Source organism: Pseudomonas sp. GW460-LB5 (genome assembly GCF_059423245.1).
Window position 1 is genome coordinate 18,343 of sequence record NZ_JBWKXT010000015.1, and the last position, 14,475, is coordinate 32,817.

Annotated in this window: 13 protein-coding genes; 8 read left to right on the forward strand and 5 right to left on the reverse strand. The window is 64.1% G+C overall.

Annotation, left to right across the window (positions count from 1 at the left end):
• The first annotated feature begins 8 nt into the window (after positions 1-8).
• The 4 genes from AC07XM_RS11555 (at position 9) to AC07XM_RS11570 (ending at position 3,951) form a co-directional block, all read left to right on the forward strand.
• Positions 9-848, forward strand: coding sequence for an ABC transporter ATP-binding protein (locus tag AC07XM_RS11555; RefSeq protein WP_024717435.1), 840 nt, complete (start codon positions 9-11; stop codon positions 846-848).
• Positions 849-858: 10 nt separating this feature from the next.
• The gene (locus tag AC07XM_RS11560; protein WP_024717436.1) at positions 859-1,635 is read left to right on the forward strand and encodes an ABC transporter ATP-binding protein; all 777 of its coding nucleotides are present in this window, start codon (positions 859-861) and stop codon (positions 1,633-1,635) included.
• A 69-nt stretch (positions 1,636-1,704) separates the two neighbouring features.
• Positions 1,705-2,073: a 5-carboxymethyl-2-hydroxymuconate Delta-isomerase gene (locus AC07XM_RS11565; protein ID WP_016487988.1), complete on the forward strand. Its 369-nt coding sequence runs from the start codon at positions 1,705-1,707 to the stop codon at positions 2,071-2,073.
• A gap of 63 nt (positions 2,074-2,136) precedes the next feature.
• Positions 2,137-3,951: a glycosyl hydrolase family 28 protein gene (locus tag AC07XM_RS11570; RefSeq protein WP_016487987.1), complete on the forward strand. Its 1,815-nt coding sequence runs from the start codon at positions 2,137-2,139 to the stop codon at positions 3,949-3,951.
• A 2-nt stretch (positions 3,952-3,953) separates the two neighbouring features.
• Here AC07XM_RS11570 and AC07XM_RS11575 read toward each other — a convergent pair whose 3' ends face one another.
• Entirely contained in the window at positions 3,954-4,700 is a 747-nt protein-coding gene (locus AC07XM_RS11575) for a FadR/GntR family transcriptional regulator (RefSeq protein WP_016487986.1), read from the reverse strand.
• A gap of 96 nt (positions 4,701-4,796) precedes the next feature.
• Between AC07XM_RS11575 and AC07XM_RS11580 the strand changes: the two genes are divergently transcribed.
• Both AC07XM_RS11580 and AC07XM_RS11585 read left to right on the forward strand, forming a co-directional pair.
• Positions 4,797-5,516 (forward strand): FadR/GntR family transcriptional regulator, encoded by a 720-nt coding sequence (locus tag AC07XM_RS11580; protein WP_102689104.1) that lies wholly within the window; start codon positions 4,797-4,799, stop codon positions 5,514-5,516.
• Positions 5,517-5,687: 171 nt separating this feature from the next.
• The gene (locus tag AC07XM_RS11585) at positions 5,688-6,326 is read left to right on the forward strand and encodes a TetR/AcrR family transcriptional regulator (RefSeq protein ID WP_096426444.1); all 639 of its coding nucleotides are present in this window, start codon (positions 5,688-5,690) and stop codon (positions 6,324-6,326) included.
• Between the two features lie 3 nt (positions 6,327-6,329).
• On the opposite strand, the gene AC07XM_RS11590 is transcribed toward AC07XM_RS11585, so the two are convergent.
• From AC07XM_RS11590 to AC07XM_RS11605, 4 genes are all read right to left on the reverse strand, one after another.
• A complete protein-coding gene (locus AC07XM_RS11590) occupies positions 6,330-9,887 on the reverse strand; it encodes a molybdopterin cofactor-binding domain-containing protein (protein WP_102689105.1) in 3,558 nt (1,185 codons plus the stop codon).
• Positions 9,884-10,357: a (2Fe-2S)-binding protein gene (locus tag AC07XM_RS11595; protein WP_016487982.1), complete on the reverse strand. Its 474-nt coding sequence runs from the start codon at positions 10,355-10,357 to the stop codon at positions 9,884-9,886. Before AC07XM_RS11595 ends, AC07XM_RS11590 begins: the two co-directional genes overlap by 4 nt.
• Before the next feature lie 243 nt (positions 10,358-10,600).
• A complete protein-coding gene (locus AC07XM_RS11600) occupies positions 10,601-11,077 on the reverse strand; it encodes a MarR family winged helix-turn-helix transcriptional regulator (protein ID WP_016487981.1) in 477 nt (158 codons plus the stop codon).
• A gap of 69 nt (positions 11,078-11,146) precedes the next feature.
• Positions 11,147-12,199 carry a 2,5-dihydroxypyridine 5,6-dioxygenase gene (locus tag AC07XM_RS11605; RefSeq protein ID WP_016487980.1) on the reverse strand — a complete coding sequence of 351 codons (1,053 nt, stop codon included), beginning with the start codon at positions 12,197-12,199 and terminating at the stop codon, positions 11,147-11,149.
• A 321-nt stretch (positions 12,200-12,520) separates the two neighbouring features.
• On the opposite strand from AC07XM_RS11605, the gene nicC reads away from it, so the two are divergent.
• Both nicC and nicD read left to right on the forward strand, forming a co-directional pair.
• A complete protein-coding gene (gene nicC, locus AC07XM_RS11610) occupies positions 12,521-13,669 on the forward strand; it encodes a 6-hydroxynicotinate 3-monooxygenase (RefSeq protein WP_016487979.1) in 1,149 nt (382 codons plus the stop codon).
• Complete coding sequence (gene nicD, locus AC07XM_RS11615; RefSeq protein ID WP_060517150.1) at positions 13,666-14,472, forward strand: N-formylmaleamate deformylase; 807 nt, start codon at positions 13,666-13,668, stop codon at positions 14,470-14,472. The genes nicC and nicD overlap by 4 nt, the downstream gene beginning before the upstream one ends.
• The last annotated feature ends 3 nt before the right edge of the window (positions 14,473-14,475 follow it).

A 14,475-nucleotide genomic window follows, 5' to 3' on the forward strand; every position in this document is an offset into this window, starting at 1 on the left:
GAGGCTTTATGTCGTCGCTCAAACTCAACGTCGAAGCGCTCAACGTACGCTTCGTCAACGGCAAGAAAGAAATGCACGCGGTGCGCGATGTGTCGTTCACCCTTGGCCGGGAAAAACTGGCCATCGTCGGCGAGTCCGGCTCGGGCAAGTCGACGGTCGGGCGCAGCTTGCTCAAGCTGCACCCCGGCAGCACGCAGATCACCGCCAAGGCCCTGCAGTTCGGCGATGTCGACCTGCTCAGCGCCAGCGAAAAGGCCATGCAGAAGATCCGTGGCCAGCGCATCTCGATGATCATGCAAGACCCCAAGTACTCGCTCAACCCGGTGGTCAAGGTTGGCGACCAGATCGCCGAGGCGTACCTGGCGCACCACAAGGCCAGCCGCAGCGAGGCACGCGAGCGGGTCATGCTGATGCTGGAAAAGGTCCATATCCGCGACCCGAAACGCGTCTACAACCTGTACCCGCATGAAGTCAGCGGCGGCATGGGCCAGCGCATCATGATCGCCATGATGGTCATCACCAACCCGGAGGTGATCATCGCCGACGAGCCGACCTCGGCACTCGACGTGTCGGTGCGCCAGCAGGTGCTCAACGTGCTCGAAGAGCTGGTGGTCGAGCAGCAGATGGGGCTGATCTTCGTCAGCCACGACCTCAACCTGGTGCGCAACTACTGTGACCGGGTGTTGGTGATGTACGCCGGGCGGGTGGTCGAGTCGCTCGCCGCGTGCGACCTGCAATATGCCGAACACCCGTATACCCGTGGCCTGCTGGCGGCCTTGCCGAGCATGGACAACCGCCGCCCGCGCTTGCCGGTGCTGCAACGCGACCCGCTCTGGCTCACCTGCTGAGGTAACTGACATGTCCATGATCCAAGCACAATCACTGAACCTGAGCTTCGGCGTTGGCGCCACACTCAACCAGGTGCTGCACCACGTCGACCTGACCGTCGAGGACGGCGAGTCGTTCGGCCTGGTCGGCGAGTCGGGCTCCGGCAAGACCACCGTGCTGCGCTGCCTGGCCGGCCAGTACCGGCACTGGAGCGGGGCGCTGAGCATTGCCGGCGGTGCGTTGCAGCACAAGCTGCCCAAGGAGCACTTTCGCAAGGTGCAGATGGTCTTCCAGGACCCGTACGGCTCGTTGCACCCGCGGCACACCATCGACACTGCCTTGCGCGAGCCGCTGACCATTCACGGCATGGCTGATCGCGACGACCGGATCAACGACATCCTGGTCAAGGTCGGCCTCAATGACAGCTTCCGCTACCGCTATCCGCACCAGTTGTCAGGCGGGCAGCGCCAGCGCGTGGCGATTGCCCGCGCGCTGATCCTCGAGCCGCGTGTGTTACTGCTGGATGAGCCGACCTCGGCGCTGGATGTCTCGGTGCAGGCGGAAATCCTCAACCTGCTGGCAGACCTGCGCCAGCGCGAGAAGCTCACCTACCTGATGGTGACCCACGACCTGGGGGTGGTCAGCCACCTGTGCGACAAGGTCGCGGTGATGCAGCAAGGGCGCATCGTCGAGCGCCTCGACAGCCAAGCGTTGAGCCAGGACCTCGCCCGTCATGACTACACCCGCATGCTGGTCCAGGCCAGCCGCGACTTCAGCGCCGAATCGCCGCGCGCCGCCTCTGCCTGAACCCCTCCCAAGCCTTGCGCCTGAGCCAGCGGGGCAGGGCGCACAGGGCTGCCGATCAAGGAATCCACCATGCCTCATTGCATTATCGATTGCCCGGCCAGCTTGGCTGAGCGGGTTGGCGAGCAGACGCTGCTGGCCGCCGTGCACGACGCCATCGATGCCAGTGGGCTGTTCAAGCCCGGCGACATCAAGGCGCGGCTGAACACCTTCAGCCATTACCGCTGCGGCGCCGGGCAGGATGATTTCGTGCATGTTGCACTGTACCTGTTCGCCGGGCGCAGCGCCGAGCAGCGGCGCAGCCTCGCCTCGGCGGGGGTGGCGGCGCTGGTCGGCCTGCTGCCCGAGGTCGAGGCGCTATCAATGGATGTGAGGGAAATGACCCGGGAGACCTTCGTCAACCGCAGCCAGTACCTCGAGCAAGCCGCGTTGACGGCCTGAGCCACGCGGTTCGGCCGCGCAAGCGTGGCGTTATCAATGGCAAAAACAAGGAAGATAAAAACCATGCCGTATGCACACCCTGCTGTCGCTGCACGCAAACACCCACTGGCGCGTGCACTGCTGAGTGCCCTGGCCATGGGCTGCAGCCTGCCGCTCTTGGCGCTGGACGCGCCCGCCAAACTCCAGGTGCCGACGCTGGCCTACGATGAGCAACAGATCATCCTGGTCTGGGAGAAGCCGGCCGACCACGCCGAGATCGTCGATTACCATGTCTATGCCAATGGCAAGCTGCTCGGTGGCAGCAACGCCAACAATGACCAGGTCTCACCGGCCAAGCCTTACATCGACCACTTCTACCAGCAGGACACGCAGAACTTCCATCACCGCATCGCCATTCACAGCTTCACCGCCCAGGGGCTTGCGCCCGATACCGAGTATCGCTTCACCGTGCGCTCGGTCGATAGCAAAGGCAAGGAGTCTGCTGATAGCCCCGTGGTTGTGCAGCGAACCACGGCCGTACCGGCACTGTTCAATGTGCAGCGCTACGGTGCCAAGGGCGATGGCAAGGCGCTCGACACGGCCGCCATCCAGCGTGCCATCGACGCTTGCAGCAAGGACTGCAAGGTGCTGCTGCCTGCCGGCACGTACAAGAGCGGGGCGCTCTACCTCAAGAGCAACATGACCCTGGAAATCGCCGAGGGCGCTACCCTGTTGGGCTCCGAGCATGCCGAGGACTACCCGCGCGAAGGCTATATCCAGTACCCGTATTCCACCACCGTGCGCCCGGCCTCGCTGATCAACGCGTTGCCGCGCGACCCGCAGGCGCATCAGGCCTTCGAGAACATCCGCATCGTTGGCAAGGGCACGATCGACGGCAATGGCTGGAAGCGTAACCCGGATGTGCTCGACGAGCGCGGGCGAGCCTTGCCCTTCTACCTGCCCAGCGACAACACCCGCTACATGCACGACGGCGTGCTGGCCAAGGCGCAAGTAGAGCGGGCGGTTGCCGAGGGCATGAATGTCAAGGACGCGTACGGCCAGATGCGCTCGTCGCTGATTACCCTGCGCAATGTGGAAAACGTGTTCTATGGAGGCTTCACGGTGGTCAACCCGGCCTATCACGGCATCATGAACCTGGAAACGCAGAATGTGGTGCTGGCCAACACCACGCACCGTACCTACGACGCCAACAACGGCGACGGTATCGAGTTTGCCAACAGCCGCGGCGCCCTGGTGTTCAACAACTTCTTCGACACCGGTGACGACTGCGTCAACTTCGCCGCTGGCACCGGTGCGGGTGCGGTCCACCAAAAGCCGCAGGAAGATGCCTGGATCTTCAACAACTATTTCCGCAAAGGCCATGGAATGATCGTGGCGGGCAGCCACACCGGCGCCTGGATCCAGAACATCCTGGCCGAAGACAACGTCTCGGATGGCACCGATGCCGGGCTGCGCATGAAAAGCACCAACTTCATGGGCGGTGGCGCACGCCACGTGACCTTCCGTGATTCAGCCATTCGCAATACCGCAAAACAGGCCTTCATCTTCACCCTGGATTACAACGACCCGAATGCCAAGCTCGACTACAAGCGCTCGACGGTGGCGGGGCAGTTTCGTGACATCACGGTCAGCGACGTGAGCGTGGAAAACGCCAGCACCGCTGCCATCGAGGTGAAGGGCGATAGCAGCCATGGCGCCTGGCATCAGGGGCTGGTGTTCGAGCGTGTACGTTTCAGCGGGCCGGCCCCGGTCAAGATCGATGGCCTGAAAGATTCGCGCTTCGTCGGGCTTCGCTTCACCCACACCGAAGGCGCTAACCCTTGGCAGGTACAGGGCAGCCAAGGGCTGGCCTTCACGGATGTGGAGCCTGCGCCTTAGCTTCAGGCCTCGCTGTAAAAAGCCTGTAGCCGTTGCGCCTCACGCAGGCGCGTACGGCTGTTGCTCAGGTGCAGGTACATGGCAGCGCGCGCCGCATCAACCTGGCGGCTGGCGATGGCATCGTAGATCTGCTGATGTTCGGCGTTGATACCGGCCAGGTAGGTGCTGCGGTTGCTCTGGCCGGTGTAGGCAGAGTTCATGCGCGTGCGGGGGATCATCTTGGTGCCCAGATGCTTCATGATATCGATCAGGTACTGGTTGCCTGCGGCCTTGGCAATTTTCAGGTGGAACTGGAAATCAGCGTTGGTGGTGCTGCCGGATTTTTCCGGGCCCTGCATCAAGGCTTCAAGTGCTTGATGCAGTTCTTCCAGCGCTTGCGGCGTGGCCCGTTCGGCGGCCATGCCGGCGGCTTGCACTTCAAGGCTCAGGCGGTATTCCAGCAGGTCGAGCACATCGGACAGCAGGCTGATGGTTGCCGGCCCCACGTTGAAGCTCTCCGGTGCCGGCATGTCCAGCACGAAGGTGCCGACACCATGGCGAGTCTCGACCAGGCCCGCGGCCTGCATGCGTGATAAAGCCTCGCGTATCACCGAGCGGCTGACACCTTCGGTTGCGATTAGCGTGGCTTCGGTGGGCAGCTTGTCGCCACGCTTGAGTGTGCCTTCGCGCATGCGCTCGGCGAAGCGTTCGACCAGCGCTTCGGCCAGGCGGCGGGGCGGTTGGGAGGGGCTGGCGGTGTGGTCTGGCATTGCTGTGCTCGCGTCTGAACAGCGGCCAGTATAGTGCGTTTTGGCACCAGGCTGCGGGTATACTCCGGGGTCTTCCGCTTATCAAGGGTTCACACAATGGCATCCGCCACCCCGGAAAAACGCCTGAATCTCGCCCAGCAACTGGTGCATGACCTGTCGCAGCAGATTCTCTCGGGTGAATTGCCAGCGGGTAGCAAACTGCCCACCGAAGAAGCCATGACCAAAGCGCGAGGCGTAAGCCGTACCGTGGTGCGTGAAGCCATTTCTCGGTTGCAGGCCGAAGGCCTGGTCGAAACCCGTCGTGGTATCGGCACCTTCGTCGTAGACGCCATCCCGGCAGGTGACTTCCAGAGTACCAGCCCTGGAATGGGCGATGCTTACAATGAGGTGGCGATCATCGAGCTGCGGCTTTGCCTGGAGGTCGAGGCGGCTGCCATTGCTGCCCAGCGTGCTACCGCAGGGCAACTGGCTGCCATGCGGGCGGCGCTGGATGAGGCCGTTGATACGCAGTCAGCGCCCTGCATGCGAACCGACTTCGAGTTTCACCTGCGCATAGCCCAATGCACGGGCAACAGTTTTTTCATCGACACCATGACCCACCTTGGGCATACCTTGTTGGCGGTGGCGCAGCAGGCCATGCCGGCGTGCGATGCCCAGCAGCGGGCACTGGAGGCGCTGGAGCGCGAGCAAGTGCATGCCGCGGTCACCCGCAAGGATGCCGGTGCTGCCCGTGCTGCCATGCGGCTGCACCTGGTCAACTGCCTGACACGCGCCCAGCGAAGCATCACCCAAGACGAACGGGGTGCCGAGCCGTAGGTGGCAGCACGGTGCACAGCCACACCGTATCCCCGGCCCTGGCCCGTTGCCGTGCCCTGTCGCATGTTCAGCTCCCCCGCGTTTATCGTGTCAGCCCAGCCGAAAAAGCCGCGCAATGGCCCAACGTCTGTGGCAGTGTTGGGTATCTGGCCAGCCCCCTCAGGGACCGACATGCAAACTCGCAAAACCGGTGTTCGCGCCCAACAGGCCGACCGCACCCGGGACAACATTCTCAAGGCTGCGGTGAAGGTCTTCAGCAAGGAAGGCTTCACCGGTGGGCGCATCGAGCAGATCTCCACACTGGCCAAGTCCAACGACCGGATGATCTATTACTACTTCGGCAGCAAGGAAAAGCTGTTCATCAGCGTGCTGGAGCACATCTATGCCAGCTTCAACCAGGCCGAAGCCAAGCTGCGCATCGACCTCGGCGACCCGGAACAGGCCCTGCGTGAGCTGGTGGCGTTCATCTGGGACTACTACGTGCGGCACCCCGAATTCGTCACCATTCTCGCCACCGAAAACCTGCATCAGGGCCAGCACGCGCGCAAGTCGCAGAACCTCAAGGCGCTGTCCGGCGAAGCGGTGGGCGTGCTGCGGCCGATCATTGAAGCAGGCCAGGCCAAGGGCCTGTTCCGCGACGACATCGACATCACCCACGCCTACCTGATGATTGCCTCGCTCTGCTATTTCTATAATTCCAACCGCCATACCCTCAGCTCGTTTCTGGCCGTGGACCTGGCCGACAAACAGGCCAAGGCCGACTGGCTGGCGTTTATCAGCGACCTTGCCCTGCGCGGCCTGCGCCGCTGACGCTCAGTGGCTGCCGGGGTTGGCGCGCACCTGCGCGGCCTTGGCCGCCAGCCCTTGCCAGGCCGGCTTGTCGGCAGCGAAGCGCTGGCGCAGATAAGCTGCCAGGTCGGCGACCTGGCGGTCCGACAGGCTGTCCTTGAAGCCGGGCATGTAGCCCAGGTCACGGGTGGCCGGGGTGGCAATGCCGTGCAGCACCACGCGCAGCAGGTTGTCCGGCAGAGCGCTGTGGACGTTGCTGTTGACCGCCATCGACGGGCTGACGCCAAACAGCTTCGGCCCCAGCCCATCGCTGTGGCAGGCCATGCACGCGCCTTTGAATACCCGCTCGCCGTTGCTCAGCGACACCTGCGTGTCCACCTGGGGCGCGGCCTTGGTGGCCACTGCCCGCGGCTCGCCGTCGAGTGAGCCGAGGTAGTGGGCAATGGCACGCACGTCACGCTTTGGCAGGGTGGCCAGTTCGCTGACCACCGGGCCCATGGGGCCGGCCGCCACACCGTGCTTTTCGGAGAAGCCGGTGCTCAGGTAGCTGAACAGCTCGTCTTCGCTCCACGGCGTGGATGATTTGCCCAGCGCATTCAGGGCCGGGGCTTCCCAGCCATCGACCATGCCGCCGGCCAGGTAGCTGCTGCCGCCTTTTTCCGCCCCCATCAGGTTGCGCGGCGAGTGGCAGGCTGTGCAGTGGCCCAGGCCGTCGACCAGGTAGGCGCCGCGGTTCCACTGCGCACTGCGCTGCGGGTCGGGCTGGTATTCGCCGCGTTGCAGAAACAGCGCATTCCAGCCGGCCATGAGCGGCCGCTGGTTGAACGGGAAGCGCATCTGGTTGGCGGGTGCTTCCTGGCGTACCGGGGTCTGCGACATCAGGTAGGCATACAGCGCCTGCATGTCGGCATCGTTGATGTTGCGAAACGAGGTGTAGGGAAAGGCCGGGTACAGGTGCCGACCGTCGCGGCTGATACCTTCGCGCATGGCCCGCTCGAAGGCGCCGAACGACCAGCGGCCGATGCCGGTTTGCGGGTCGGGCGTGATGTTGGTGCTGTACAGGGTGCCGAACGGCGTTTCCATCGCCAGCCCACCTGCATTGACGTTGCCACCGTTGACCGTATGGCATACGGCGCAGTCACCGGCCGCGGCCACCTGGCGCCCGCGCTCGAGCATCGCGGCGCTCCAGCTGCCAGCGCCTGGCGGGGTTACCGGGGCGATTTCGGCGCGCCACGGCAAGGCGGTGGCGAGCACACCCAATGCAGCGCCGAATACCCCGGCCAGCGAGCCGAACCACCACTTTGAACGTTTAGGCGTGGGCTGCGCTGGTGCATCAGGGCCCTGACGTTGGCCATCGAGGGCGGCACGCACCCGTTCTGCCGTGATCGGCAGCTCGCGAAAGCGAATGCCGGTCGCGTCGAAAATGGCATTGGCGATGGCCGCCGCGCTGGGTACCGAGGCCGACTCGCCACTGCCCATCGGCGCTTCGTGCTGACGCGGCAGCATCATCACGTCGATGGCCGGCAGTTCGGGGAAGGTCAGGATCGGGTAGCCGCCCCATTCCTTGCTGGCCACCGTCGACGCTTCGAAGCTGACCTGTTCCTTGAGCACCCGGCTGGTGGACTGGATGACGTTGCCGTGGATCTGATGGCGCACGCCTTCAGGGTTGACCATCATCCCGGCATCGTGGCCGATCACCACGCGGGTGACGGCCACTTCACCGGTGCGCCGGTCCACTGCGACATCGGCCACCCATGCCGCCCAGGCCGCGCCAAACCCTGGGAACTTGCTATGGATATAGCGCGCGTAGGCAAAGCCCCTGCCGCGCAGCACGTCACCTTCGGCCTGCGCCTGCATGGGGCGGGTATGCGGCTGCCATTCGGCGCGTTCGGCGGTGGCCTTGACCAGGTCGATGGCGCGCGGGTCGGACAGGTGGCTGAGGCGGTATTCGACCGGGTCGACGCCAGCGGCAAAGGCCAGCTCATCGATGTACGACTCGTGGGCGAAGCTGTTGGGCATGGCCGACACGCCACGCATCCACGAGGCACGTACCAGTGGCGTCATGTCGTTTATGGTGACGCGCATGTGTTCGTAGTCATAAGGCGGGATCGAGGTGCGGTCGCCCATTTCGAACAGGGCCGGCACCGGCTCCACGGCGCCGGTCAGCAGCAGGGCCAGGGTGGGGGCGCCATTGGACGGGTAGCTGGTCTGGAAGTCATAGGCGGCCACGCTGCCATCGGCGTTCAGGCCGCCGTCGATTTCCATCAACTGCGCAGTGCCCTTGGGCTCCCACACGTGCTCCTGCTCGCGGGTCAGCTGCACCCGCACCGGGTGCTGTACCGCCCGCGACAGCAGCACCGCATCGGCGCACACGTCATCGGCGCAGTTGCGACCATAGCAACCGGCGGCCTCCATGCGAATAATCTCGATGCGGGCTTCGTCGCACGCCAGCAGCCAGGCCAGGTCGGCGCGCAGCAGGTGCGGGTTCTGCGTGCCGGACCACACGCGGATCGGCCCGTCGGTGAAATCGGCCAGCGCGCACGACGGGCCGATCGATGCGTGCAACTGGTACGGCCATAGGTAGCTGCGGCTCAGGCGCTGGCTGGCATTGGCGAGGCCACCGTCAACATCGCCCTGGTCCAGCACGGTACGTTGTACGCGCGGGTTGTCGCGGATGGCCTGGGCGACATCGCTGAGGTCGGGCAGCTTGCCTGTGAATGGCTTCCAGCTGATTTTCAGCGCCTGGGCTGCGCGGATCGCTTGCTCTTCGCGCTCGGCCACCACGCCGACAAAGTCGCGGATGACGACCACGGCCACCACGCCGGGCAAATGGGCGATGGACGATTCATCCACCGCCAGCAGGCTGTTGCCGACAAAGTCGCCACTGTCGTGGCCGGCGTAGGGCGGGCGGATCACCCGGCCGTGAAGCATGCCGGGCAGGCGCATGTCATGCACATAGGTCAGCTCGCCGGTGGCCTTGCCGGGGATGTCTACCCGTGCGGTGCTACGCCCGACCAGGCGGTAGTCCTCGATGGCTTTTAGCGGGGCATCGTCGGCAATGGGCAACTGGTGGTTTTCGCCTTGCACCAGTTCGGCAAAGCTCAGGGTGCTGCCGTTGCTGGCAATGACTGCGCCGTTTTCAATGCGCAGCGCTTCGGCCGCGCAGCCAAGCCGTTGCGCGGCCTGTTGCAACAGAAAGCGCCGCGCCGTGGCGGCCGCCTTGCGCAGTGGCACGGCAGAAATCTGCAGGGTGGCGCTGGCAATGGTCGCGCCCTGGTTGGGGGCCCGCTCGGTGTCGCCCAGCACCATGTGCACCTGGTCCATGCGCAGGTCCAGCTCCTCGGCGACGATTTGCGCCAGCGAGGTACGGATGCCAGTGCCCAGGTCGACGTGGCCGTTGAAGGCGTAGACCATGCCGTCGTCGCTGACAGCGATAAACAACGCCAGCTCGCGCGCCTTGACCACAGGGGTAACACCCTTGGCCACGGGGCCCGAGGGAGGGGTGATCTGGTCGACGATCAGCAACACACCCGTCTTGGCCAGCAACTGCTCGCGGCTGGGCACCTGTTGTGAGTGGTTCATGCTTTCCTCCGGGTGTCGGCGGCGCGGCGCACGGCGCGCAGGATTTCGACGTGGGTGCCGCAGCGGCACAGGTTGCCGGACAGTTCGTTGCGAATCTGTTCGTCGCTGGGGGCGGGAATGCGGTCGAGCAGGGCCTTGGCGGTCATGATCATGCCGTTCATGCAGTAGCCACACTGGGCGGCCTGTTCGTCGATAAACGCCTGTTGCACCGGGTGTGGGGCGGCCTTGCTGCCCAGCCCTTCGAGGGTGGTGATATCGCGGCCCGCAGCACCGGCCAGGGGGATGACGCACGAGCGCGCGGCCACGCCGTCGATGATCACCGTGCACGCCCCGCATTCACCCAGGCCGCAGCCATATTTGGGCCCATTCAGGCACAGGTCGTTGCGCAGGATCAGCAGCAGCGGGGTGTCGGGCATGGCGCTGACTTCGACAGGCTGGCCGTTGATCCGCAGGGAGATGGTTGTTTGCATTGTTGGCTCATCTCTGGAGGTTGCTTGCGCTACCAAAGGACTCACATGGCGCGAGATTTTCGGTAAGTACTCACTACATGAAATGAGTGAGCAAGAAGCAGGCCAGAGAGGAATTTGCAGAGCGCTGTGATGGGGGGTATGGCGGAACATCATCGGCGCCTGGGCAATCGAGCGCCGCCCGCGCGGCGCTCGATCTCGAAGGCCGCGTATCTGTGACGGCAAGCGCGGCAGTTACAACCAATTTCAGCCCAGGTTCTCGTCGCTGTCGATCATCTTGCGCAGCAGGTACAAAATGGCCACGCGTTCGCCGGCATTCAGGCTGCCCATGCTCAATTCGCTGATCTGCCGGGCGCAGGGGATCATTGCGTCGAGCAAGGCCGCGCCGCTGTCGGTGAGTTCGACAATGACCTTGCGCCGGTCGCCCGGGTCTGGCGACAGCTGCACCAGTTCGCGGGTTTTCAGGCGCTCGACGATGCCGCGGATGGTGGCCTGGTCCACTGCGGTGGCCTTGATCAGTTCGGCCTGGGAGCTGGGGCCGTGGTCACGCAGGGCGCACAGGGTGACGAACTGGATCGAGGTAAGCTGCGGGTCGCAGGCCTGCTGCTGGAAGATCGCCGTGTGCCGCTGGTAGGCCTTGCGGAGCAAATGGCCGACCTGTTCGGTGACGTCATAGGGGGTGGTGTCGAGCGGGGCGCTGCTGGGTGTGGTTTTCTTTGGCATAGGATGGCTTGGGCTGGTGGAAAGGTGCTGGCCGGCCGCCAATAGCGGAGCGCCCGGCCAGTATAACCACTATCGCGCCCGCGACTCCTCTGGTGCGACCACGTCGCCGGCCAGCACCACGGCCTTGTCATCCAGATAGATATCGCAGTTGCGCAGCGGGATATCCAGGTGGCATGGGGTCTTGCGCTTGCCGCCGACCTCGGTATTGGGGCCGGTGGAGAACAGGAAGTTGCCGTAGAACGCACGGGCGTCCATGCACATGCCGTCGTTGCGGTCGTGCAGGCCCATGGCCGTCCACTGCGCGCGCGGCTGCAGGCCCCAGCCGATGTGTGAGATGCCGTATACCTCGGGGTCGTTGAAGTACCTCATGTATTCGCGCAGGTATTCGGCCTCGAAGCCGCCGTGGATACCGGTGATAAAGCCTTTTTCGATCTCCAGGGTGATGCGCTCGCGGCAGTAGTTCTTGAATGGCAGGATGATGTCGCCCACGTCCAGCACCAGCGTGCCCTCGGCGCTGTCCTCGTTGGGCCAGGTGAACAGGAAGCCGCTGGGCCAGTGATCCCAGCGCCCCGGTTCGTCAGCATAGCCGTACTCGGTCACGGCCGGGTACTGGCCGAGCGGGGCGTGAAAGTCGCTGCCAGCCTTGGACCGCACATGCATGCTACGGGCCTGCTTTAGCAGGGTTTCGGCGGCCAGCACCCGGTGTTTGTCGGCTTCGGTTGGCAGCATGCGTGCCAGCACCTCGGGTGGCTCTACGGCCAGCAGGATGCGCGTGCCAGTCTTGAGGATCTGCTCCTGCTCGGGCGAGTGCAGCAGCATCATGGTGTCGACGACCAGGTCGGCCGCTTCCAGCGCCCGCTGCGCCGCCAGGTTGCCGGTCAGCGCGGTATCGCCACAGTAGGCCGTCATGTCGTTGCCCATGGCGGTGGGGTGGTTGAACGCTGGCAACTCTACGGCATACACCTTGGCCTTCAAGCGCTGGGCGGCTTCCATGGCGGCGTTGACCGTGCGCGGGTCTGAGTAGTGGCTCTTGAGCACGGCCACGCTCTGCGTTTCATCCACACGAGACAGCTTCAGTACGTGCTCGAACATCTGGGTCAGTTGTGCATTGCTCACCGGCATCGGGGTTCTCCTGGGTGACGTTGACAGGGGTGCACCATGGCAGTGCCAGGTGCGTCATCTCGGTGCAAAACAACAGTGTGTACACCCTACTTTTGCAGATGTAAGCGCATCCGGTCAGCAAGCGCAAGTTATCTGTCACAACGTTACCTATCCACACAGTGCTCAATATTTTCGGTAGCAAGGCGCCGAATGTACTTTCGCCTGGCTGTTTTAAAAATATTTTCACAGGCCTCTTTCCAAAAGTGATTTGTAGCGTATACGCTCTAAATCGTCAGGCGGTCGAACCGCTGGCCACACATCAGAACAAGAGGAGACATACCCATGCGGGGTAGGCAGAAAATCGCAATCGTCGGTGCAGGTCTGGGTGGGGCAGCCGCCGCCACGTTGCTGCAGCAGGCCGGGTTCGATGTCGAAGTGTTCGAGCAGGCGCCGGCGTTCACCCGCCTTGGGGCAGGCATTCATATCGGCCCTAATGTGATGAAGATCTTCCGCCGCATGGGGCTGGAGCAGAAGCTGGAGCTGATGGGCTCACACCCGGACTTCTGGTTCAGCCGCGATGGCAACAGCGGTGATTACCTGGCGCGTATCCCGCTGGGCGAGTTTGCCCGGCGCGAGTACGGCGCTGCCTATATCACCATCCACCGTGGCGACCTGCATGCCCTGCAGATCGAGGCAATCAAGCCGGGCACCGTGCACTTCGGCAAGCGCCTGGAAACGATTGTCGACGAAGGCGACCAGGTACGCCTGACCTTTGCTGACGGTACCCACACCGTGGCCGACATCGTCATTGGGGCCGACGGCATTCACTCGAAGATCCGTGAAGAGCTGCTGGGGGCTGAAGCGCCGATCTACAGCGGCTGGGTGGCGCACCGGGCGCTGATCCGTGGCGTGAACCTGGCGCAACATGCCGATGTGTTCGAGCCTTGCGTCAAATGGTGGTCCGAGGACCGCCACATGATGGTCTATTACACCACCGGCAAACGCGACGAGTACTACTTCGTCACCGGTGTGCCACATGAGGCGTGGGACTTCCAGGGTGCGTTCGTCGACAGCAGCCAGGAAGAAATGCGCGCGGCCTTCGAAGGCTACCACCCAACCGTGCAGAAGCTGATCGACGCTACCGAGTCGATTACCAAGTGGCCGCTGCGCAACCGCAACCCGTTGCCGTTGTGGAGCCGTGGCCGCCTGGTGTTGCTGGGCGATGCCTGCCACCCGATGAAGCCACACATGGCCCAGGGGGCGTGCATGGCCATCGAGGACGCGGCCATGCTGACCCGTTGCCTGCAAGAGACCGGGCTGTCCGACCACCGCACGGCGTTTGCGCTTTATGAGGCCAACCGCAAGGAGCGGGCATCGCAGGTGCAGGCGGTGTCGAACGCCAACACCTTCCTCTACAGCCAGGAAGACCCGGCCTGGGTCTACGGTTACGACCTGTACGGGCAGGCGCTGAAAAGCGGGGAGGCAGCATGAGCACCTTCGTCGCTGGCGGTAACGTCAGCGCCAATGGCATCCGCCAGCACTACCTGCGCTATGGCGGCAAGGGCCACGCGTTGATCCTGGTGCCGGGCATCACCAGCCCGGCGATTACCTGGGGCTTCGTCGCCCAGCGCCTTGGGTTGTACTTCGACACCTACGTGCTGGATGTGCGCGGGCGCGGCTTGTCTTCAAGCGGCCCCGAACTGGACTACGGCACCGACGCCTGTGCTGCGGACATTCCGGCTTTTGCCGCAGCGCTGGGCCTGGACAGTTACCACCTGGTCGGGCACTCGATGGGCGCGCGCTTTGCCATTCGCGCGGCGGCCCAGGGAGCACCGGGGCTGCAGCGGCTGGTGCTGGTAGACCCGCCAGTGTCCGGGCCGGGCCGGCGTGCCTACCCGAGCAAGCTGCCGTGGTATGTGGATTCGATCCGCCAGGCCACTGTGGGCATGAACGGCGACGACATGCGCGCCTTCTGCGCTACCTGGAGCGACGAGCAGCTGGCGCTGCGCGCCGAATGGCTGCACACCTGTTACGAGCCAGCGATCGTGCGGGCCTTCGATGATTTCCACGACGTGGATATCCACCAGTACTTGCCCGCAGTGCGCCAGCCGGCATTGCTGATGGTGGCCGGGCGGGGCGGGGTGATCGAGCCCCGTGACATCGCCGAAATTCGCGAGCTCAAGCCGGATATCCAGGTCGCGCGCGTGGACAACGCCGGCCACATGATCCCTTGGGATGACCTGGACGGTTTCTTTGCCGCCTTTGGCGACTTCCTCGACCAACCCCTCGTCTGACGG

Excerpts from the sequence above, each read along its gene's own strand:
- nicD (WP_060517150.1), top strand. The coding sequence starts at position 13,666 with ATGAGCACCTTCGTCGCTGGCGGTAACGTCAGCGCCAATGGCATCCGC.
- AC07XM_RS11590 (WP_102689105.1), bottom strand. The coding sequence starts at position 9,887 with ATGAACCACTCACAACAGGTGCCCAGCCGCGAGCAGTTGCTGGCCAAG.
- AC07XM_RS11565 (WP_016487988.1), top strand. The coding sequence starts at position 1,705 with ATGCCTCATTGCATTATCGATTGCCCGGCCAGCTTGGCTGAGCGGGTT.
- nicC (WP_016487979.1), top strand. The coding sequence starts at position 12,521 with ATGCGGGGTAGGCAGAAAATCGCAATCGTCGGTGCAGGTCTGGGTGGG.
- AC07XM_RS11595 (WP_016487982.1), bottom strand. The coding sequence starts at position 10,357 with ATGCAAACAACCATCTCCCTGCGGATCAACGGCCAGCCTGTCGAAGTC.
- AC07XM_RS11605 (WP_016487980.1), bottom strand. The coding sequence starts at position 12,199 with ATGCCGGTGAGCAATGCACAACTGACCCAGATGTTCGAGCACGTACTG.
- AC07XM_RS11600 (WP_016487981.1), bottom strand. The coding sequence starts at position 11,077 with ATGCCAAAGAAAACCACACCCAGCAGCGCCCCGCTCGACACCACCCCC.
- AC07XM_RS11580 (WP_102689104.1), top strand. The coding sequence starts at position 4,797 with ATGGCATCCGCCACCCCGGAAAAACGCCTGAATCTCGCCCAGCAACTG.
- AC07XM_RS11570 (WP_016487987.1), top strand. The coding sequence starts at position 2,137 with ATGCCGTATGCACACCCTGCTGTCGCTGCACGCAAACACCCACTGGCG.
- AC07XM_RS11560 (WP_024717436.1), top strand. The coding sequence starts at position 859 with ATGTCCATGATCCAAGCACAATCACTGAACCTGAGCTTCGGCGTTGGC.
- AC07XM_RS11555 (WP_024717435.1), top strand. The coding sequence starts at position 9 with ATGTCGTCGCTCAAACTCAACGTCGAAGCGCTCAACGTACGCTTCGTC.
- AC07XM_RS11585 (WP_096426444.1), top strand. The coding sequence starts at position 5,688 with ATGCAAACTCGCAAAACCGGTGTTCGCGCCCAACAGGCCGACCGCACC.
- AC07XM_RS11575 (WP_016487986.1), bottom strand. The coding sequence starts at position 4,700 with ATGCCAGACCACACCGCCAGCCCCTCCCAACCGCCCCGCCGCCTGGCC.